An 18,318-nucleotide genomic window follows, 5' to 3' on the forward strand; every position below is an offset into this window, starting at 1 on the left:
GTTGCGGTTTGGCCGGGTCGAGTCGATGTTCGGTGATGTCCAGCGCCCAGACGGCACGGATCGGGCAGGTAGCGCTGACGTCCGGCCAATGCGCCAACGCGACCACATCGCGCGATAGCGATGCTGCTTCAGCCTATCGGCGACGTAGGTCTTGCCGACCTCGATGCCGTGTTCCGCGTACTGACGATCGGACGCAGCCGTCAACGTGCGGCAGGCGTTTGGCGGAGTGGAAAGTGATCGCCATCACGATCCCTAAACCTTTCGCCCCGCGGCTGGATAGAGCAATGAGAGGGGGCCATCAGGCCGATGTCATCTGCACTGTTCAGGGGAAGTACGCATGGTTGCGGTATTCACGGGCAATGGTCTGGGGTTGTTCCACACGTCACTGTCGCAAATCGGCTTGGGGCTGGGCGGGCGATCCGCGCTGGGACAGAGTCGCGAGTCCCAGTACGTCAACGTGGCCACCGGCAACCTGCTGCTGCAGGGGCAGGACGAGCAACTGTTCGGGCAGGGCTTCGGTACCGGGCTGGCGCGTACCTACAACAGCCTCGGGCAGGTTGGCGGCCAGATCGGCAATGATGTCTGGCTGACTGGATTCGAGCGCCGGGTCAACCTGACTCGCGGCAACCTGGGCAAATCCGGCAGCGAGATGACCCTGTGGACCGGCGACGGCGACATCGTCACTTTCCACTTCACCGGACGCGTCGACGGCCAGCTCCAGTACCAGAGCACGGACGGCAGCGGCGCCCACGATGTCCTGCGCTGGGACGATCGCAGCAACACCTGGACCCACATCGAGGGCAGCACCCGGCGCGAGCAGGTGTTTGCCGATCACGCGTCCAAGGCCCATCTCAACGGTCGTCTGGAGGTAATTCGTGACGGCCGCACCGGCGCCGAGTTCACCGTCCACTACCAAGGCAAGGGCACCAAGGCCCAGGTCGCCGAGGTCCGCGCCGCCAATGGCGATGCGATGGTGTTCGGCTATGACGACAAGGGCCGGCTGACCGAGGTCGCGACCCGCGAGAACGGGGTGTTGCTGGGTCAAGTCAGCTACGCCTACGACGAGACCGGCCGGCTGTCGCGGGTCACCACCGACCTGACCCCGGAGGACGGCAGCGACGCGGCGGTGTTCTGGACCCAGTACAGCTATGTCGACGATTCGCGCATGCGCATCGCCAAGGTTGAGCAGAGCGACGGCCTGGTCACCAGCTACACCTGGTACGACGACGGCCGCATCCATACGGCGACCTTGGGCGATACCAACACCGACGATACCGACGACGCCGGGCAGACCCAGACGTTCGTTTACGGGGTCGGCTCGACCGACGTAACCGACAGCGCCGGGAGGACCTGGACCTATGAGTTCGACGGCGAAGGCCAGGTGACCCGCGTGTTGTCGCCAGCGGTCAGCGGCCAGCGCCTGGTCAGCAGCTACGGCTACGACACCGACGGCAACCTGAGCTGGAGTCGCGATGCCGACGGCCGCCTGACCTCGATGACCTACGACGAGCACGGCAACCTGCTGCGGCAGGTCAATAATGCCGGCGACGTCGTGACCCGCACCTACAGCGACAGCAACCAGGTGCTGACGGAGGCCACCTATCCAGCCGGCACCGAATCGGCGCTGGTAACCCGCCGCGCGTACGACAGTGACGATCGACTGCGCTACACGGTGAATGCGCTGGGCGAGGTCACCGAGCATGTGTACGCGCCGACTGCTACTGGCGAGATGCAGCTGAGCCATTCGCGCGCCTACCTCGATGCGCGGTTTGACCTGTCGGACCTCGACGCGGAGCAGGGGCTGAGTGCGCAGGTGCTCGACCAGTGGGCCTCCGCGCAGGATCCGGCCCGTACCAGCCGGGTGGACTTCACCTACGACCTGCGCGGGCAGTTGTCCGAGCGCCGCAGTTGGGCCAGTGTCGATGCCCAGGGCCATGGCGTCCTGGATGCGGCCGCCGAAGTTATCCGCTACAGCTACGACGCCCAGGGCCTGCTGCGACAGCAGATCGTCCTGCGCGGCGCGCAGCGCGACCAGGGTGATCTGACCTCATGGACCTACGACGGCATGGGCCGCCTGCTGGGTTCGACCGATGCGCTGGGTCACGCGACGACGCGCGTGTACGACGACGCCGGCCAACGGCTCGTGGTCACCATGGCCAACGGACTGGTCCAGACCCAGGTCCGCGATCGCGCCGGGCAAACCGTCGCGGTCACCGAATCCGCCATCGGCGTGGCGCAATCGCGGACCTCGCAGTTCTTCTATGACGCCCAAGGCCGACTGCGCGCTTCGCAGGATGCCTCGGGTGCCCGCAACTACCGGTTCTATGACGATGCCGGCCGTCTGGTCGGCGAGGTCGACGCGACCGGGGCAGTGACCGCCTACACGCACAACGGTGCGGGTCAGGTGACCGGTGGCACCGCCTACGCCACGCTGGTCGACACCACCGCGTGGCTGGTCGACGGTGCCGTCGTCCCGCAGCAACTGGCCGCGATTGTTCCGGCCGCCCACGCCGACGATCGCAGCACCCAGATCCACTTTGACGATGCCGGCCGCCTGTCGGCCGAAATCGACGCCGCCGGCACCACGACCAGCTACCACTACGACGGCGCCTCGCGCCTGCTGCGGATCGAGGTGCGCGGGGCCGACGGCACCGACGCGCCGCGGATCACCCGCCACCTTTACGACGATGCCGGCCGCCGTGTCGCCACCCTCGATGCCGAGGGCTATCTGACTGAACTGGAATACGATTCCGCCGGCCGCCCGACCGATTCGATCCGCTACGCCACCGCAACCCCGGTCGCCCAGCGTGCCGACGGTAGCCTGGCCGATCTGCGGCCCGCCGCGTCCGCAGCCGACATCCGCACCCGCAACTTCTACAACGGTCGCGGCCAGGCGGTGGCGACCGTCGATGCCGAAGGCTACCTGACCGAAACCATCTTCGACGAGGCCGGGCATGCCCGCGCCGAACGTCGGTACGCCGACAAGGTCGTGGTGCAGGCCGGCGACCGCCTGGATGATCTGCGCAGCCGCGCCGGTGTGGCTCGCGAGACCCGCACCAGCTTCGATGCCCGCGGCCAGGCCGTGTTGCAGGTCAACGCCGAGGGCACCGTCACCCGGTTCACCCATGACGCGATGGGCCGCCTGGTGGCGACCGAGACCGCCGCCGGCACCAGCGAGGTGCGTGAGAACAACGCGCGCTTTGACGTGTTCGGCAACCTCATCGGCGAGCTCGGCGGTGAAGGCTCCATCCACCTGATGGATGGCATGAGCGAGGCCGAGCTGGATGCGATCTACGCGCAGTACGGCGTGCGCCACAGCTACGACGCGCTCGGCCGGCGCACCGAGTCGGTGGACGCCGACGGCAACCGCAGCTGGTACTTCTACGACAGCGCTGGGCGCCTGACCCAGACCGTGCGCGGCGTGGCCGACACCTCGGGGGCGCGCAACGCCGCCGGCGAGGTCACCGAGACCCGCTACAACACCTTTGGCCAGGCCAGCGAGACCATCGCCTACACCGGCCGCATCGCGATTGCCGCGCCGTTCGAGCGTGCCCAGGTGGCCGATGCGATCCGCGTCCTGCAATTCGTGGCCGGCCAGGACAGCAGCACGGTCACCAGCTTCGATCGCCGCGGCCTGGTGGCCGCGCGCACCGACGCCGAAGGCTACCTGACCCGCTACGCCTACAACGCGTTCGGCGAACTGAGCAGCGATAGCCGCGGCATCGATGCGAACAACGACGTCGTCACCACCTACGCCTACGACCGCCTCGGTCGCCTGCAGCGGACCACGCAGGACGCCGATGGCATCGCGCGCGAGCTCAGCCAGCGTTGGGATGCCTTTGGCCGGCTCGTCAGCTCGACCGACGGCCGCGGTGCGGTCACCTCGTACGACTACGACCGCCTCGGTCGCCAGGTTTCGCAGCGCCAGACGGTGTCGGGCCGGATCGAGCAGGTGCAGACCCGTTACGACGCCTGGAGCCGGATCACCGCCCAGACCGATGCACTGGGCCACACCACCACCTACAGTTTTGATGACGCCGCCCGCAGCGTTACCGTGACCACCCCGGAACAGGTGGTCATGCGCACCTGGCACAACCGCCACGGCGAGTCGGTGCTGGTGCGCGACGGGCTCGGCCACGAGACCGCCTACGAGTACGACCACGACGGTCGGCTGCTGCGCAGCATCGCCCCCGATGGCGCGGTGTCGGAGCGCGAGTACGACACCCGCGGCCTGCTCACCCGCACCGCCGATGCCAGCGGCCGCGCGGTCGAATACCGCTTCGACGCCGCCGGCCGCACCCTGGCCCGGATCACTGATCCCGACGGCCTGGCCCTGACCACTGCCTATGCCTACGACGGGCAGGGCCGCCAGGTCAGCGTCACCGATCCCGCCGGCGCGGTCACGCGCATGGAGTACGACAGCAACGGCCGTCTCGAAGCCACTGTTCGCGATGCCGACGGCCTGGCGCTGCGTACCGAGTACGTCTGGGACGGGCTGGGTCGCCAGCTGTCGGTCACCGAAGGCGCCGGCACCACCGCGGCGCGCACCACCGCCTACGCCTATGACGATCTGGGCCGCCGCACCAGCGAAACCGTCGACCCGGCCGGGCTCGCCCTGGTCACCCGCTACACCTATGACGGCAACGACAACGTGGTGCGCCGCGTCGACGGCGCCGGCCGCGTCACCCGCTTCGTGTACGACCAGGCCAACCGCCTGACGCTGTCGCTCGATGGCGCCGGCGGCGTGACCCGCATGCATTACGACGCCACCGGCCGGCTGGTCGCGACGCGCCGCTACGCGGATGCAATCGCCACCACCGGCCTGCCGGAGGTGGTCTCGGCCGCGCAGATCGAGTCGCGCCTGGCCGCCGACAACGCCCACGATGTGCAGGATTACCGCGTCTTCGATGCCGACGGTCGCTTGCGCTTCACAATCGACGGCGCCGGTGCTGTGGTCCGGATGGACCATGACGACGGCAACCGCCTGACCCAGACCCGTCGCTATGCCACCGCCATCGCGCTCGGTGCCGGTCTGCGCAACCAGATCACCGCCGGCACCCTGACCGCGGATGCGCTGGCCGCACGCGTGTCGGCCGATGCCGCGCACGACCAAGTCCAGTCGCAGGTCTTCGACGCGGCCGGACGCCTGCGCTTCAGCGTCGACGCCCGTGGCGCGGTGGCTGAAAGCCGCTTCGACGCCAGCGGCCGCCTGATCGAGAGCCGCGGCTACGCCAACCCCATCGCGGTATCGCCGGCATTTCTGGCCCAGTTGCAGTCGGGGCAGGTCAGCGAGGCCGACCTGGCGGCGCGCGTCGCCGGTCTCGGCGAACATGGCCGCGCGCAGTCGTTTGTCTACGACGGCGCCGGTCGCCAGACCCACAGCATCACCCGCGCGACCGTCGGCGCCGCCCACGGCGTGGGCGTGGTCACCGCGTCGAACTACGATGCCGCCGGCCGCGTGCTGAGCGAAGTCAGTTATGGCGTTGCATTGCCGTCCTACGCGGTGTTCGCCGACGCGGCGGCAGTGGAAGCGGCCTTGCGGTCGGCCGGCGCCACCGATGCCAACCAGCAACGCGCCACGCATTACCGCCACGACACCGCCGGCCGCCTGCGTTTCACCATCGACAACAGCGGCGCGGTCACCGAACAGCGCTTCGATGCGGTGGGCATGGTGGTTCAATCGCGCAGCTATGGCGTGCGCCTGGGTAACGTGCCGGCCAGCGAGCTCGCCACCGCCGCGGCACTGGCGGGCGTCAGCGACGTTCGCGTCACCGGCTACGCCTATGACGACGCGGGTCGCCTGATCCGGACCACCGATGCGCTGGGTCATGCCGAGCGGTTCGCCTTCGACGGCGCCGGCCTGCGCACCAGCTACACCAACCGCGACGGCCACACCTGGACCTACCAGTACGACGCCGCCGGCCGCCAGGTCGCCGAACACAGCCCGCGCGTCGCGGTGGCCGGGTTCGATGGCAGCGGTAATGTGGTCGTCCAGACCCGGACGATCACCACCCGCATCGCCTACGACGGCCTGGGCAACGTGATTGCCCGCACCGAGGACGCCGGCACCTCCAGCGCCCGTACCACCCGTTACGACTACGACAACCGCGGCCGGCAGATCCGCACCACCTTCCCGGATGCCGGCCGCTGGGATGCCGCCAGCAACGGCATCGTCCGCACCGGTCAGACTCCGACCACCGAGATCACCTACGACGCGCTCGACCGCGCGATCGTGCAGAAGGACGTGCGTGGGTTCTACGAATACCGCGTGTACGACGCCGCCGGGCAACTGCGTTACGAGGTCGACCAGCAGGGCTTCGTCACCGCCTACACCTACAACGCCTTTGGCGAGCAGGCGTCGCTGACCCGGTTCGCCCTGGCGATCGACACCCCCGACGGCCAGCCGGTCTCGGTTGAGGACGTCGAGACCAAGCTGCAGGCACGGCCGCAGTCCGACCGCACCCTGACCACCGAGTACGACCTACGCGGCCAGAAACTGCAGGTCCAGCAGAGCGCGGTCGAGTACTACGACAGCACCGGCGCAGCGCATCAGCAGCGGCCGACCACGCGTTTCAGCTTCGATGCCTACGGCCAGCTCGTGCGCGAGTCGGTCCTGCTCGAAGGCCATCCGGATTCGACGGCGGCGCGCTGGGCGCACTCCACCCGCTACTACGACAGCGTCGGCCGGCAGACCCTGGCTGTCGATGCCGAAGGCTACGCCAGCGCGTTCACCTACAGCGCCCACGGAGAGTTGACCGCTCAGACAGAGTACGCGCGGGCGCTGACCGGCAGCATCAATCCGGCCCACCGTCCGGGGACTCCCGCAGCCGGCGATGCGGTCGCCGGCTTCGATCGCACCACTGCGTTCGAGTACGACGCGCTCGGCCGCAAGGTCGGCGAGACCACCAGGCGTCACTGGCAGGACAGCAACGGCGTGGCGCGCCAACGCGACGTGTCCACCCGGATCGGCTACGACAACGAAGGCCACGCCCTCACCACCACCGTTGATGGCGTGACCACCACCAGCGCCTACGACGCCCTCGGGCGCGCGACTTCGGTGCTGGAGGCCGAGCGCGACGTGCTGCGTGACGATGCCTCGGCACAACTGGTGGCCAGCGATGCCGCCGGGCTGGACGACGCCAGCCTGTACCAGCGCAGCTCGCCCTACAGCACCATGGCGTACGACGCGTTCGGCAACGTGGTGCAGGTCCACCGCTTCGCCCGCGGCTGGCGCGACGGCGAAGCCGCGCCGCGTGCGAGTGCGGCCGACCAGCTCCACACCACCCGCTACGACCTGCAGGGGCGCTCGGTCTGGGAACGCGATGCAACCGGCACCATCCACGTCCGCCGCTTCGACGCAGCTGACAACCTGATCGAGTCGCGCTATCGCCTCGACGGCAGCGACGGTCGCTGGGCCGAGGTGGTCACCACCGCCCGCTACGATCGCCTCGGCCGCCAGACCACCTCCTCGGTCGTGCGCGAGCAGTACGTCGGCGACACCCGCCTGACCCGCAATGGCGTGGCGGTCAGCAGCCCGGACGCACAGAGCACCGTGCGCTACAACGCCTTCGGCGAGATCGTCGCCAAGGACGACCGCATCGCCGGCGCGTTCACCGCCGGCCGGCCGCACGCGACCTACGCGTACGACGCCGCCGGCCGACTGGTCGCGAGCAACGCCGAAGGTGGCATCGAACGCCACTACGGTTACAACTTGGCCGGCCATCAGGTCCACGAGTCGCACCAGACCCGCGTCGAGTCGACTTCCGGCGCGGTGAGCACGGTCGAGGCCGTCACCCGCAGCCGCACCGACCGGCTCGGGAGGGTGGTCGAGCAGGTCATGCCGGATCATACCGGCGACCTCGGCGCCGAACGCCCCACCGTATCCCAGCGCTTTGATCGCTGGGGCAACTTGCTGGCGATGATCGACCCGCGCGGTGGCGAAACAAGCTACCGCTACAACGAACTCAACCAGGCCGTGCTCGAGGTGCGGCCCGAGGTCGAGGTGCTGCACGCCAATGGCCTTGCCACCAACGAGCGGCCGACCACCGAGTGGTTCTATGACGCTCTGGGCCGGCTGGTCGGCACCCGCGACGCCAACGGCCACACCCAGCGCAGTCGCTATGACGCCAGCGGCCGCCTGGTCGGCAGCGAGGATGCCTACGGCAACCGTACCCATCTCGCCTACGATGCCCTCGGCCAGCAGAGCCTGACCCAGGACCCGCTTGGCTACGTGACCTTCCGCAGCTTCGACCGTGCGGGCCGTATCATCGCCCAGGGCGACTACCTGACCGACATCACCGGCACGACACGCGAACGGCATGTCCGCGAGCGCTACCAGCTCAACCAGAACGGCGACCGCCTGACCGTCACCGACGCGTTGAACAACAGTGCCAGCTACGACTACGACAGCCGCGGCCTGGTGCTGCGCAGCCGCACCGCCGGCGGCGTGGTGATGGACTACGGCTACGACAGCCAGGGCCGCAAGGTCCGCGAGACCAATGCGCTGTCTGACCCGTCACTGTTGACCGGTTCGCAGCCGGACTACCGCGGTGGCATGGTCGACGCACACGTTGCCATCGCCGGCAAGGCGTTCGCCTACACGGTTCCGGAAAGTGCTTTCACCATTCCCAGTGGCGAAACGCCGACGCTGATTGCGCAGATCACGGTCTGGGACGCGACCGCGCGCGAGTGGGTCGCCACCCAGGCGCTCTCGTTCGATACCGATAGTCGCACCCTGTTCGGCACGCCGGCTGCCGGCACGTATCGGGTCACCCTGGTCGCCAGCAGTGCCAGCGGCGCGACCACCGAGGCCGGTACCAGCGTCCGCGTGGTCAGCCAGGCGACCTTCGACGCCGAGTACGCCGGCGACCCGGTGGTCGAGAATGGGCTTCCACACCAGTCCGCCACCGCCGGCGCGCATTTCGCCTATCGCATCCCGGCCGGCACCTTCAGCGATCCGCAAGGCCAGGGGCTGACGTACAGCGCGATGGTGTACGGCTACCGCACCGAGTACGACTGGGAAACCCGCACCACCCGTCGCTGGCCGGCCTGGATCGAGCTCGAACGCACCGCCACCAACGATCAATGGCTGACGTTCGACCCGGCCACCCGTATCCTGTCGGGTACCGCCCGCGGCGGTCTCAAGTCGGTGCGGATCGTCGCCCGCGACGCCAACGGCAACACGGTCGCCCAGTCGATCAAGATCGACATCGGGTTCGGTGCCGACGACCGCCGCACCGTGTCCGACGATGAAGGCGAGACCCTGTTCCTCGACGAGCAGAGTTGGGACTACGACTACTTCGGCCGCATCCAGGACCACAACGACCTCAGCGGCGCCGATTACGACTACGCCTACGACCCGGCGACCGGTCAGCTGCTGGAGCAGAGCAGCGACTGGACCGAGGCTGGGCGCAGCTACTCCACGCCGCTGGACGACTACCTCGACCGCCACCGCCTGCCCTGGTGGAAGGATGTCCCCGGCGACATCTACATCGAGCCCGAGCCGCGGTTCGATCTCGGCTTGCCCGAGCGGGTCCTGACCAACGACCCCAAGCGCAGCCTGTCGTACTACGCCAACGGCCAGCTCCGCGAGATCCGCGAAGGCAGCAGCTGGACCCGCTACGCCTACGACGCCTCCGGCAACCGCACGGTGGAGGACACCCTCACCCACGACGCCGATGACGCCGTGATCCACCTGCGCACCGAGATCAGCTACGACGCGCACAACCGCATCACCAAAGTCACCCAGGACGAGCTTCGCGCGAGCGACAACTCCGAGCGGCGCCTGCTGGAACTGCGCTACTCCTACGACGCCGTGGGCAACCGCCGCCGGGTGCTGGCGCGCAACGCCTATGACGTCAACGCCCCGGTAATCGGCCAGAACAACCAGCCACCGGTGGTCGCCAATGCGGTGCCGCCGCAGCACGTGCTGCTGGGCGAGACCTGGGCGTTCCGGGTGCCGGCCACAACCTTCCGGGACCCCGAGCGCGGCGCGCTGCAGATGAACGCATCGCTGGCCGATGGCGGCGACCTGCCGGACTGGCTGACGTTCGATCGCACCACCCAGACCTTCCATGGCACCCCGCCTGGCGACACCGAACTGACGATCAAGCTGACCGCCACCGACCTGGACGGCGCCAGCGTCAGCACCAGCTTCGTGCTGACCGCCAGCGAGAACCGTCCGCCGGTGGTGAGCGGCACCATTGCCGATCAGGTCATCGCCGAGCACGAGCCGTGGCAACTGGCGGCCGGCGCGCGGTTCAGCGATCCGGAAGGCCGGCCGCTGACCTTCACCGGCGAGTACACCAGTGACCGGATCCGGTTGCCGGATTGGCTGCACCTGGATGCGCAGACCGGCATGCTGACCGGCACCCCGCCGGCCGGTGCGGCCGGCGCCGGCACCCTGGTCCACATCATCGCCACCGACAGCGCGGGCGCCAGCACGCGGCTGACCTTCAACCTGCGCGTGGTCGCCAACCCCAATCCGGAGAACCTCGGGTTCGAGCTGGGCGACGTGGGCTGGGGCAAGGGCACGGGCTGGACTATCAGCACCGGCGATACCTATGCCGGCGGCTGGTCGGCCAAGTTCACCACGGTGGGTATCTCCGGCATCACCCACGCGCGGTTGATGCCGGTGGAGGCGGGCGCCTCGTACACCGCCAGCATGATGGTATCCAGCCGCCACGACTCGGCGGCCGAGGTGATCCTGTCGTGGTACGGCGCTGACGGTCAGTCGTTGGGCTTTGTCCGCGGCAACCTGGTCAAGAGCGGTGCCTGGGCGCGCTCGTCGGTGACCGGCACGCCACCGGCGGGTGCGGTCTACGCCCGCGTCGGTGGCAGCGCCAAGAACGACGGTGGCGAAGGCCCGGTGGTGCTGGACGGCTTCGCGTTCGCCAAGGTCACCGGTGGCGGCGGAGGCGGTGGTGGCGGCGGTGACGATGACGGCCCGCCGGTAGTGATCCAGTCGCTGCCCGGCGACCAGTTGATCCAGCCAAACCTTCTTCCCGACGATCGCGACCCCATCTACTGGCCGGAGGATCCGGACAATCCCGGTCGGCCGCCGCGCGACCCCGGTGACGACTACAACATCCCGGAGGCCTACAAGACCTACTGGTACACCTACGACGCGCAGAACCGCGTCAGCGTCGCCCACGGCCGTTTGGTCGACGGCACCATCGTGCTGGGCAATTTCGGGGTCAGCTACGCGCTGGACTACGACGGGGCCGGCCACGCGACCCGCCGCCGCTTCATGCAGGGCGGTGAGCAGCAGGTCGAGACCACTGCCTACGATCAGCGCGGCCAGCGCATCGCGGTCTTCCAGGCTCACGCCCTCGGCAGTCCGGACCCGGCGGCCTGGCAGCAGACCTATCAGTACGATGACGTCGGCCACCTGGTGCAGCGCCGTGAGTACTTCGACGCCGGCACCACCCACGCCAACGGCATCGACATCGGCGGCTGGCTCAAGCACGCCGAGGTCTACGAGTACGACAAAGATGGCCGCGTGCTGAGCCAGCATATCCACGGCCGCAATCTCGACTGGACCGCGCCAACCCCGCCGCCGGCCCCGGAACCGCCGCCCAGCAGCGGCCCGGGCGCGCCGGAGCTGACCAACCGCGGCGGCGGCACCCGGTTCTTCGAAGGCGTGTTCAACTCGTTCACCCTGCCGGCCGATACCTTCATCGACCACGAGGGCGACCCGCTCGGTTACGCGATGACCGACGGCCCGGGCTGGCTCGACTACGAGACCCTGGCCGACGGCCGTCACCGCTTCTACGGCACCCCGCTGGATGCCAACTTTACCGATGTGATCAGTGAGCCGGTAACGCTGACCGCGACCGATTCGCACGGCAACTGGACCCGGCTGGAGTTCTACGTCAACGTTTGGTACGAGGGCGACGGCACCACCGTGCCGCGAGCGGTTGGCGACAGCGTGCCGCTGCTGCTGCCCGAGGACGGTGGTGGCATCCCGGGCGATGACTACCCATACCCGGGCGACGGCGGCGATACCGGCGGCACCCCCGGCAGCGGCGGTGACGGCAGCACCGGTGGCAACACCGGCAACGGCGACTGGGACCGGCGCCAGATCACCGAGCTGGGCGTGCTCAACCAACTGGCGACGGTCGACTACGGCAGCTTCGGCTTCGACGCCGCCGGCCGCCTGCGCGGTTACCAGTTCCGCCACCAGCAGCACGAGTACAAGTCCGGCGCCCAAGGCGATGACCCCAAGGGCTACACCCACACCTACACCTACCAGTACGAGGGCCGCGACAGCTACCTGGAGAAGCAGGTCTACGGCCGCAGCAGCGAGACCAACTTCCGCGCCACCTCCAGCGTCAGCGAGTACGACGCCTGGGGCCGCCGCACCGCGGTGCGCGAGCAGACCCCGCTGCCCAGCGACCTGGGCACGCTGGAAGACCGCATCCGCTACTTCAGCTATGACGGCGAAGGCCACATCCTGCGCCGCCGCGACGGCACCCTGAGCGACGCCGGTGCGTTCGAGCAGACCACCGCCCAGGCCAAGCAGACCCAGCTGTACGCCTACGTCGGCGGCCAGCAGGTCGCCGCGGGCAAGCGCAACGGCCAGTTGGACGTGATCGGCAACCTCACCGCCTACGACAGCAGCGAGGTCGGCAGCACCCGGATCACCGTGCAGGCCGGCGACACGCTCAGGAGCATCGCCCAGCGGGTCTACGGCAACGCCAACCTGTGGTACGTGCTGGCCGAGGCCAACGCCACCACCGACGCCGAACTGACCGCCGGCACCACGTTGGCGGTGCCCGAGGTCAAGGTCACCGCCAACGACGCGAGCACGTTCAAGCCGTACAACCCGAGCGACATCGTTGGGAATACGGCGCCGAGCTTGCCGTATATCCAGCCGCCGCCGAAGGAAAGTTGCAACGCGTTTGCAATGGTGTTGATGATCATTGTTGCAGTGGTGGTGACGTACTTCACTGCTGGTGCGGCGGCTGGAGCCTTCTACGGAACAACAGTGGCCGGCCTGTCTACAGGCCAAGCCGTTGTGGTCGGCGCGGTTGCGGGTGCAGCCGGTTCTACGGCCAGTCAAGCAGTGGGAAGCGCAATGGGTGCCACCAGCTTTAGCTGGCGCCAAGTCGCAGCCGACGGCATAACCAATGCGATAACCGCCGGTTTCGGGCAGTGGGCGAGCGGAGTAGATGCGCTTAGCGACACTGTGGATGGTGTCGTAAAGCTCAACACCGCCGGGCGCGTCGCTCAAGGCGTTGTGAGCTACGGTGGCAGCGTGGTGAGCAACGCCGCTGTCGGACGGGACACCAACTTCAGTTGGAATGCAGTAGCTGCGTCCGCCGTGGGTGCATTTGTGTCTGCGAAGGTGGGTGGCAAGGTGCCTTATCTGCAAGGGGGTGGGGTAAACGGTACCTTCGGGCAGAACCTTGTGGGTGGTCTGGCCCATGGCGCTGTCAATGCGTCTGCGCGCCGCCTGATGGGGTTGGGTAAGCAAGACTGGGGGCAGATTGCGGCCGACGCATTTGGCAACGCACTTGGTAACGCTGCGGTGCAAGGCATAGGAACTCTTGCGTTGCGTAGACAGACAAGCCGCATGCTGGAGCAGATGTCGCCGGAAGAGCGTCAGAAGCTGCTGACGATGTACTTGACCGACCCAGAAGTCGCGGGCGGTCGACTGGAGATTCAGGAGGGGGTGTCGTCGGATGACGAGCAGCGCGCAGTGCTGCAAGCGCAGCTAAATTTCCTGAGAGCCGAGGGAGCGCCAGTCGATGATCTACAGCGCAGGCTGGATGAGTTGTTCGCAAATGATCCAACCGCGCCGGTAGTGGGCGAAGGCGGGAGATCAGCACGAATGGCAAAGTTGAACACTCTTTTTGACCAGCCGCTGGATCCAAACATTAGCGACACCGAACTGGCAGAACTGGAAGATCTATACGGCCCTGCCTTGCGTGGGACTACTGACTCACAGGTGCCGACGCTAGCCACGGTTGAAGTGACGGGTCATCATGATCCGTACGGACCGTTCGCAACAGGCTATAGATACGGGCCGAATGCCCGAACTTCGGCTGCTGCGCCTTCACCTGGCCCCCGTGTGTATGAGGCGCTATCACAAGGCGCTTCTACGGCTCAGTCGATTGCGGTTGTTCTGGATGGCGCGATAGACGCCGGAGGTAAGACTGCTGGCGCGCTCGCGTTGTTGCCCGGTCGTGCGCTGCAGGAGCAACGACTAGTGAATTTGATGAGCGCGGCAGATTTCGAGGCGGCGCGGCTCACCATCAAGGGGTCTACGGCAAAGAGTGCGCTGGCAATGACGGAGTTCGCACTTCGTCATGAAGGCGCTATTAAGAAACTCCCTTATCTCGGAAAGGCCATAACATTGGCGGAGGAAAGTGATCGATTTGATCGCGCGCAGGGAATTGAAGAAAAGTCTGCCGTCGTTGGGGCGGGCGTAGCGAACTATCTTGGCGATGGGTTCGCGACCACTTCAGGCATGTGGGGTGGAGCTAAGGTAGGAGCGCTCGCCGGCGCGGCGTTCGGCTCGTTTGTGCCGATAGTAGGTACTGGTGCTGGTGCGATCGTGGGGGGGGTAATTGGTGGTATCGGCGGCGCGTTTGTCGGGCATGAATTCTATGACAACCATGTCGCGCCCGAAGTTAGAGACATTGTAATTGGAGAGGATTTCCGGGATGACGATTAATAGTATATTGCGCCCTCTTCCTTGGCGGGTTGTTGGCATAACGTGTGTCGCGTTTGCGATGGCGTTATGGATACTTCCGGTATTACTGATACCGTTTGTAAAGATCCTGCCGTATCTCCAATCAAGTTCGGATGTGGCCAGATATCTGTGGTCCGGACTATTTTACTTGGTTGCGATTGCGGGTGCACGGTTGTCTATGACGTCAAGCCAGTGGCAGTCCGTGAAAGCGGTGGCTATGAAGAACTGGAGGGATCAGGCTGCCGTGGCTCTAGGCGTTCTGATGGTTGTGTATGCTGCAGCGGCGTTCAGCGCTAACACTTTTGGTTCTTTGGTGAAGTTAATGCCGGGCAACGCTTATGCGGATGCATATACAATCGTTTCAATAAGGGAGTACGGTTCAAGAAGTAGAGCTGTAGAGCTTGGGCTGCGTTCCGAGGGTGGAGGTAGCAGTAACTATTCAATTACCTTTTCGCAGCGCTTGTTTGACTATGCATTGACTGAATTTGAAATCGGGGATGAGATATTGCTTAGTGGGAAACAGGGAGTCTTTGGGATTTACATAGATCGCTTCGAGCTTCGAGCTGACGATTAAGGATGGCTGAAGGTGATTTTTATTTCCCCGAGGTGTCCGGCGTTTGCCGGCCATCTGCTTACTGACCGGAGGGCTGCTTCAACCCCTTGGTCAACGGCATCGTCGTGCTGACCAGCGACGAGGGCGGCGATGCTTGCGCTGTGCAACGTGGGAGTTGTGACGTGCCAGCAGGTCTGCCACGTCGTGCTGTCGGTCACCTGCTGCTGCGTCGGCACCACCCACTGCACATCGGCGGCTGACTCAAGCACGCCGAGGTCTACACCTATGATGCGGACGGCCGGTGCTGAAACAGCAGATCCAAGGCCGCAACCTGGACTGGTCCGAACTCGCCGGAACCGCCGCCCAGCAGCGGTCCGGATCGCTGGCTGAGGGATAAACATCGCCGCCCCATGCCGGATAAGGGAAGTGTGGCCCGGGACACCCGTCGCATCCCCGTTCCACGCGGCGTCGTTTGGTCTCCCGAGGCGTCCCGGGCCACAATCCACCCTCACACTGCGGCCGGAGCGGCACCCATTTGCCTATGAACTACGACAAGCTCGACAACGAAGAACTGCTGCGTCTGTCGCTGGATGCCATCAACAACGGCCGCGATGCGGATGCGGTGGTGATGTTGAAGACCCTGTTGGAGCGCGAGCCGCAGCACGTCCATGCGCAGTACTTGCTTGCCGCGCAGCATGCCCAGTTGGGCATGCACGATCGCGCCGAGGCGGGCTTTCGCGCGGTGGTGGCGGGTGCGCCGGAACTGGCGATCGCCCGTTTCCAGCTGGGCCAGTTGCTGCTGATGAAGGGCGAGGGCGCGGAGGCCAAGCAGACCCTGCAACCGCTCGCGGACCAGCGGGACTCGTTGGGGGCGTATGCCCGGGCGATGACGGCGGCGGCGGATGAGGACATCGCCAACGCGCTGGTCCATCTGCAGTCTGGCCTGGCCTTGCCACAGGAGATCCCCGCGTTGACGGCGGACATGCAGCGGCTCCATGAGCAACTGCAGCAGGGCACGGCGGCGGTGGCGACTGACGCTCCGGCGGCGGCGCCAATGTTCCTCACCGGTTACGGTCGCGGTGAATAGTTTTCGTGAGCATTGATCGGCTTTCGGCGACCTCGGGACTGATCGCCGCGCTGCGTGCGGAGATCAGCCAAAAGTCCGAACGAAGCGAACGCAAGACCCCGGCGGAAGTCGCCGCGCCCAAGCGTGCATCCGGGCAGAAGCGTGACGTCAATGTGTTGCGGCGTGAACTCGCCGCGATCCTGGCCGGCGTCGATGAAGCCGACCAGGAGGCCATGGATGCCGCCCGGCCCCGCGTGGTCCGCGCAGTGCTGTTATGGGAGTTCGGCAGCGATCTGCGCGAGCACTCACAGTGGCAGCCGATGCTCGACAGCATCGCGCAGACGTTGGCTTCGGATGACCAGCATCGCGACGAATTCGCCAGGATGATTCGCGAACTGCGACGCTAGCCTCGTTGCGGATGCGCGTTCACGCCGCGTTGACATTGCGCCAACCCTCAACGTAAGGTACGCCCCGCAGCGGCCACGGAGGTAAGTGGCCGCCGCACTCAGGGGGCGGTGCGCGGGCATGGGGATGACCGCGCGCCGGTGGCATCAGGACGTTCGGGAGACAACGTCGATGGAACGCACGGAGACGCGAATCGCGCGCTTGCGCGATTTTTTTGCGGCTGATCGCTCAAACGTGGACTTGGGATGCGAGCTCGCCGATGCGCAGTTCGATGCCGGTCGTAGCGCCGATGCCCAGGCCACGCTCGAATCACTGCCTGCAGAAGCCCATGCCGCACCCGGCGTGCGGTTTCGGCTGGGCCGTATCGCCTTGGCGCAAGGTCGCTACGTGGAAGCCGAGGCGGCCTACCGCGCACTGCTCGACGCCGGCCACGAAAGCGTGGCGGTGTTGCACGACCTGGCTTTCAGCCAGTTGTGCCAACGTCAGGTCGATGCTGCGTCATCCACGCTGCAACAAGCCGCTTCGCGCTTCGGCAACGATGTATCGCTTTCGGTCCTCGCTGCGCGCATTGCCCTGATGCAGGGCAAGTATGACAATGCCCTGTCCGCCCTCGATGAGGCACTGGCGAGGACGCCGGACGATGTCACCGCGCGCGGAGTGCACGCCTTGGCATTGCTGGATGTCGGACGCCTCGACGACGCGGCCGAAGCCGCGCGCGCCTGCCTGGAGATCCATCCCGCACAGCACGAGGCATTGCTGGTGGCGGGCACCTTGGCGCTGTGGCAGCAGGACACCCCGTCCGCCCAGGTGCTGTTCGAACGTGCGCTGCAAACCCATCCCAACTCGGGGCGGGCGCTGTCCGGCTACGGCCAGCTGCTGATGCTGCGCGACGAGTTGCCGCGGGCGCGCGAGGTCCTGGAACACGCCGTGGTCGCGATGCCCGACCACATCGGTACCTGGCACGCGCTGGCCTGGACGCAGTTGCTGCTCGGCGATATCGACGCGGCCGAGGCAAGCTACCGCAGTGCCTACGCGCTCGACCACAACTTCGGCGACAGTCATGGCGGCTTGGCGCTGGTCGCGGTGCTGCGCGGTGACCTGGATGCTGCGGGGCAGGGCATCAAGCGCGCCCTGCGCCTTGACCCGCAGGCGATGACCGCACGCTATGCGAAAACCCTGCTGCTTGAAGCGCAGGGCGACCAGTCGGGATCGGAAGCGCTGATGCACGAGTTGCTCGGTGCCGGTGGCCAGGCCACCGCGCTGCCCGTGGCCGAGTTCGCCGCCCGGTTGAAAGGCCGGTTCCATGGCAAGCGACTCTAGGGATCATCAGGAATGGATTCCGACTTCGCCATCCGACTCCTCACCGAGACCCTGCTTGCGGCGGTGAAGATGTCGGCGCCGATCCTGCTCGCCACGCTGATCGTCGGCTTGCTGGTCTCGATCGTGCAGGTCGTCACCCAGGTGCAGGAAATGACCCTGACCTTCGTGCCGAAGCTGGCCACCGTGGTGATCGTGTGCTTGATGCTGGGCAGCTGGATGCTCACGGTTGCGGTCGAGCTGGCCAAGCACATGTTCGAGACGGCGGCCGGCCTGTGA

Annotated in this window: 6 protein-coding genes; all 6 read left to right on the plus strand. The window is 66.7% G+C overall.

Translation table 11 applies throughout. From position 1 onward, the window contains the following. Positions 1 to 337: 337 nt before the first annotated feature. The 6 genes from SNE34_RS11510 (at position 338) to SNE34_RS11535 (ending at position 18,318) form a co-directional block, all read left to right on the plus strand. On the plus strand, positions 338 to 14,680 hold the full coding sequence (locus tag SNE34_RS11510) for a putative Ig domain-containing protein (protein ID WP_332617346.1): 14,343 nt from the start codon (positions 338 to 340) through the stop codon (positions 14,678 to 14,680). Then, positions 14,670 to 15,272, plus strand: a complete 603-nt coding sequence (locus tag SNE34_RS11515; RefSeq protein ID WP_332617348.1) for a hypothetical protein — start codon at positions 14,670 to 14,672, stop codon at positions 15,270 to 15,272. Before SNE34_RS11510 ends, SNE34_RS11515 begins: the two co-directional genes overlap by 11 nt. A 520-nt stretch (positions 15,273 to 15,792) precedes the next feature. Continuing rightward, on the plus strand, positions 15,793 to 16,338 hold the full coding sequence (locus SNE34_RS11520; protein ID WP_332617350.1) for a hypothetical protein: 546 nt from the start codon (positions 15,793 to 15,795) through the stop codon (positions 16,336 to 16,338). 5 nt (positions 16,339 to 16,343) lie between these two features. Further along, complete coding sequence (locus tag SNE34_RS11525; protein WP_332617352.1) at positions 16,344 to 16,724, plus strand: hypothetical protein; 381 nt, start codon at positions 16,344 to 16,346, stop codon at positions 16,722 to 16,724. Between the two features lie 85 nt (positions 16,725 to 16,809). Beyond that, the gene (locus SNE34_RS11530; protein WP_332617354.1) at positions 16,810 to 18,042 is read left to right on the plus strand and encodes a tetratricopeptide repeat protein; all 1,233 of its coding nucleotides are present in this window, start codon (positions 16,810 to 16,812) and stop codon (positions 18,040 to 18,042) included. Between the two features lie 12 nt (positions 18,043 to 18,054). After that, on the plus strand, positions 18,055 to 18,318 hold the full coding sequence (locus tag SNE34_RS11535; RefSeq protein WP_332617355.1) for a flagellar biosynthetic protein FliQ: 264 nt from the start codon (positions 18,055 to 18,057) through the stop codon (positions 18,316 to 18,318).

The organism is Novilysobacter erysipheiresistens, assembly GCF_036663935.1.
Lineage (GTDB): Bacteria > Pseudomonadota > Gammaproteobacteria > Xanthomonadales > Xanthomonadaceae > Novilysobacter > Novilysobacter erysipheiresistens.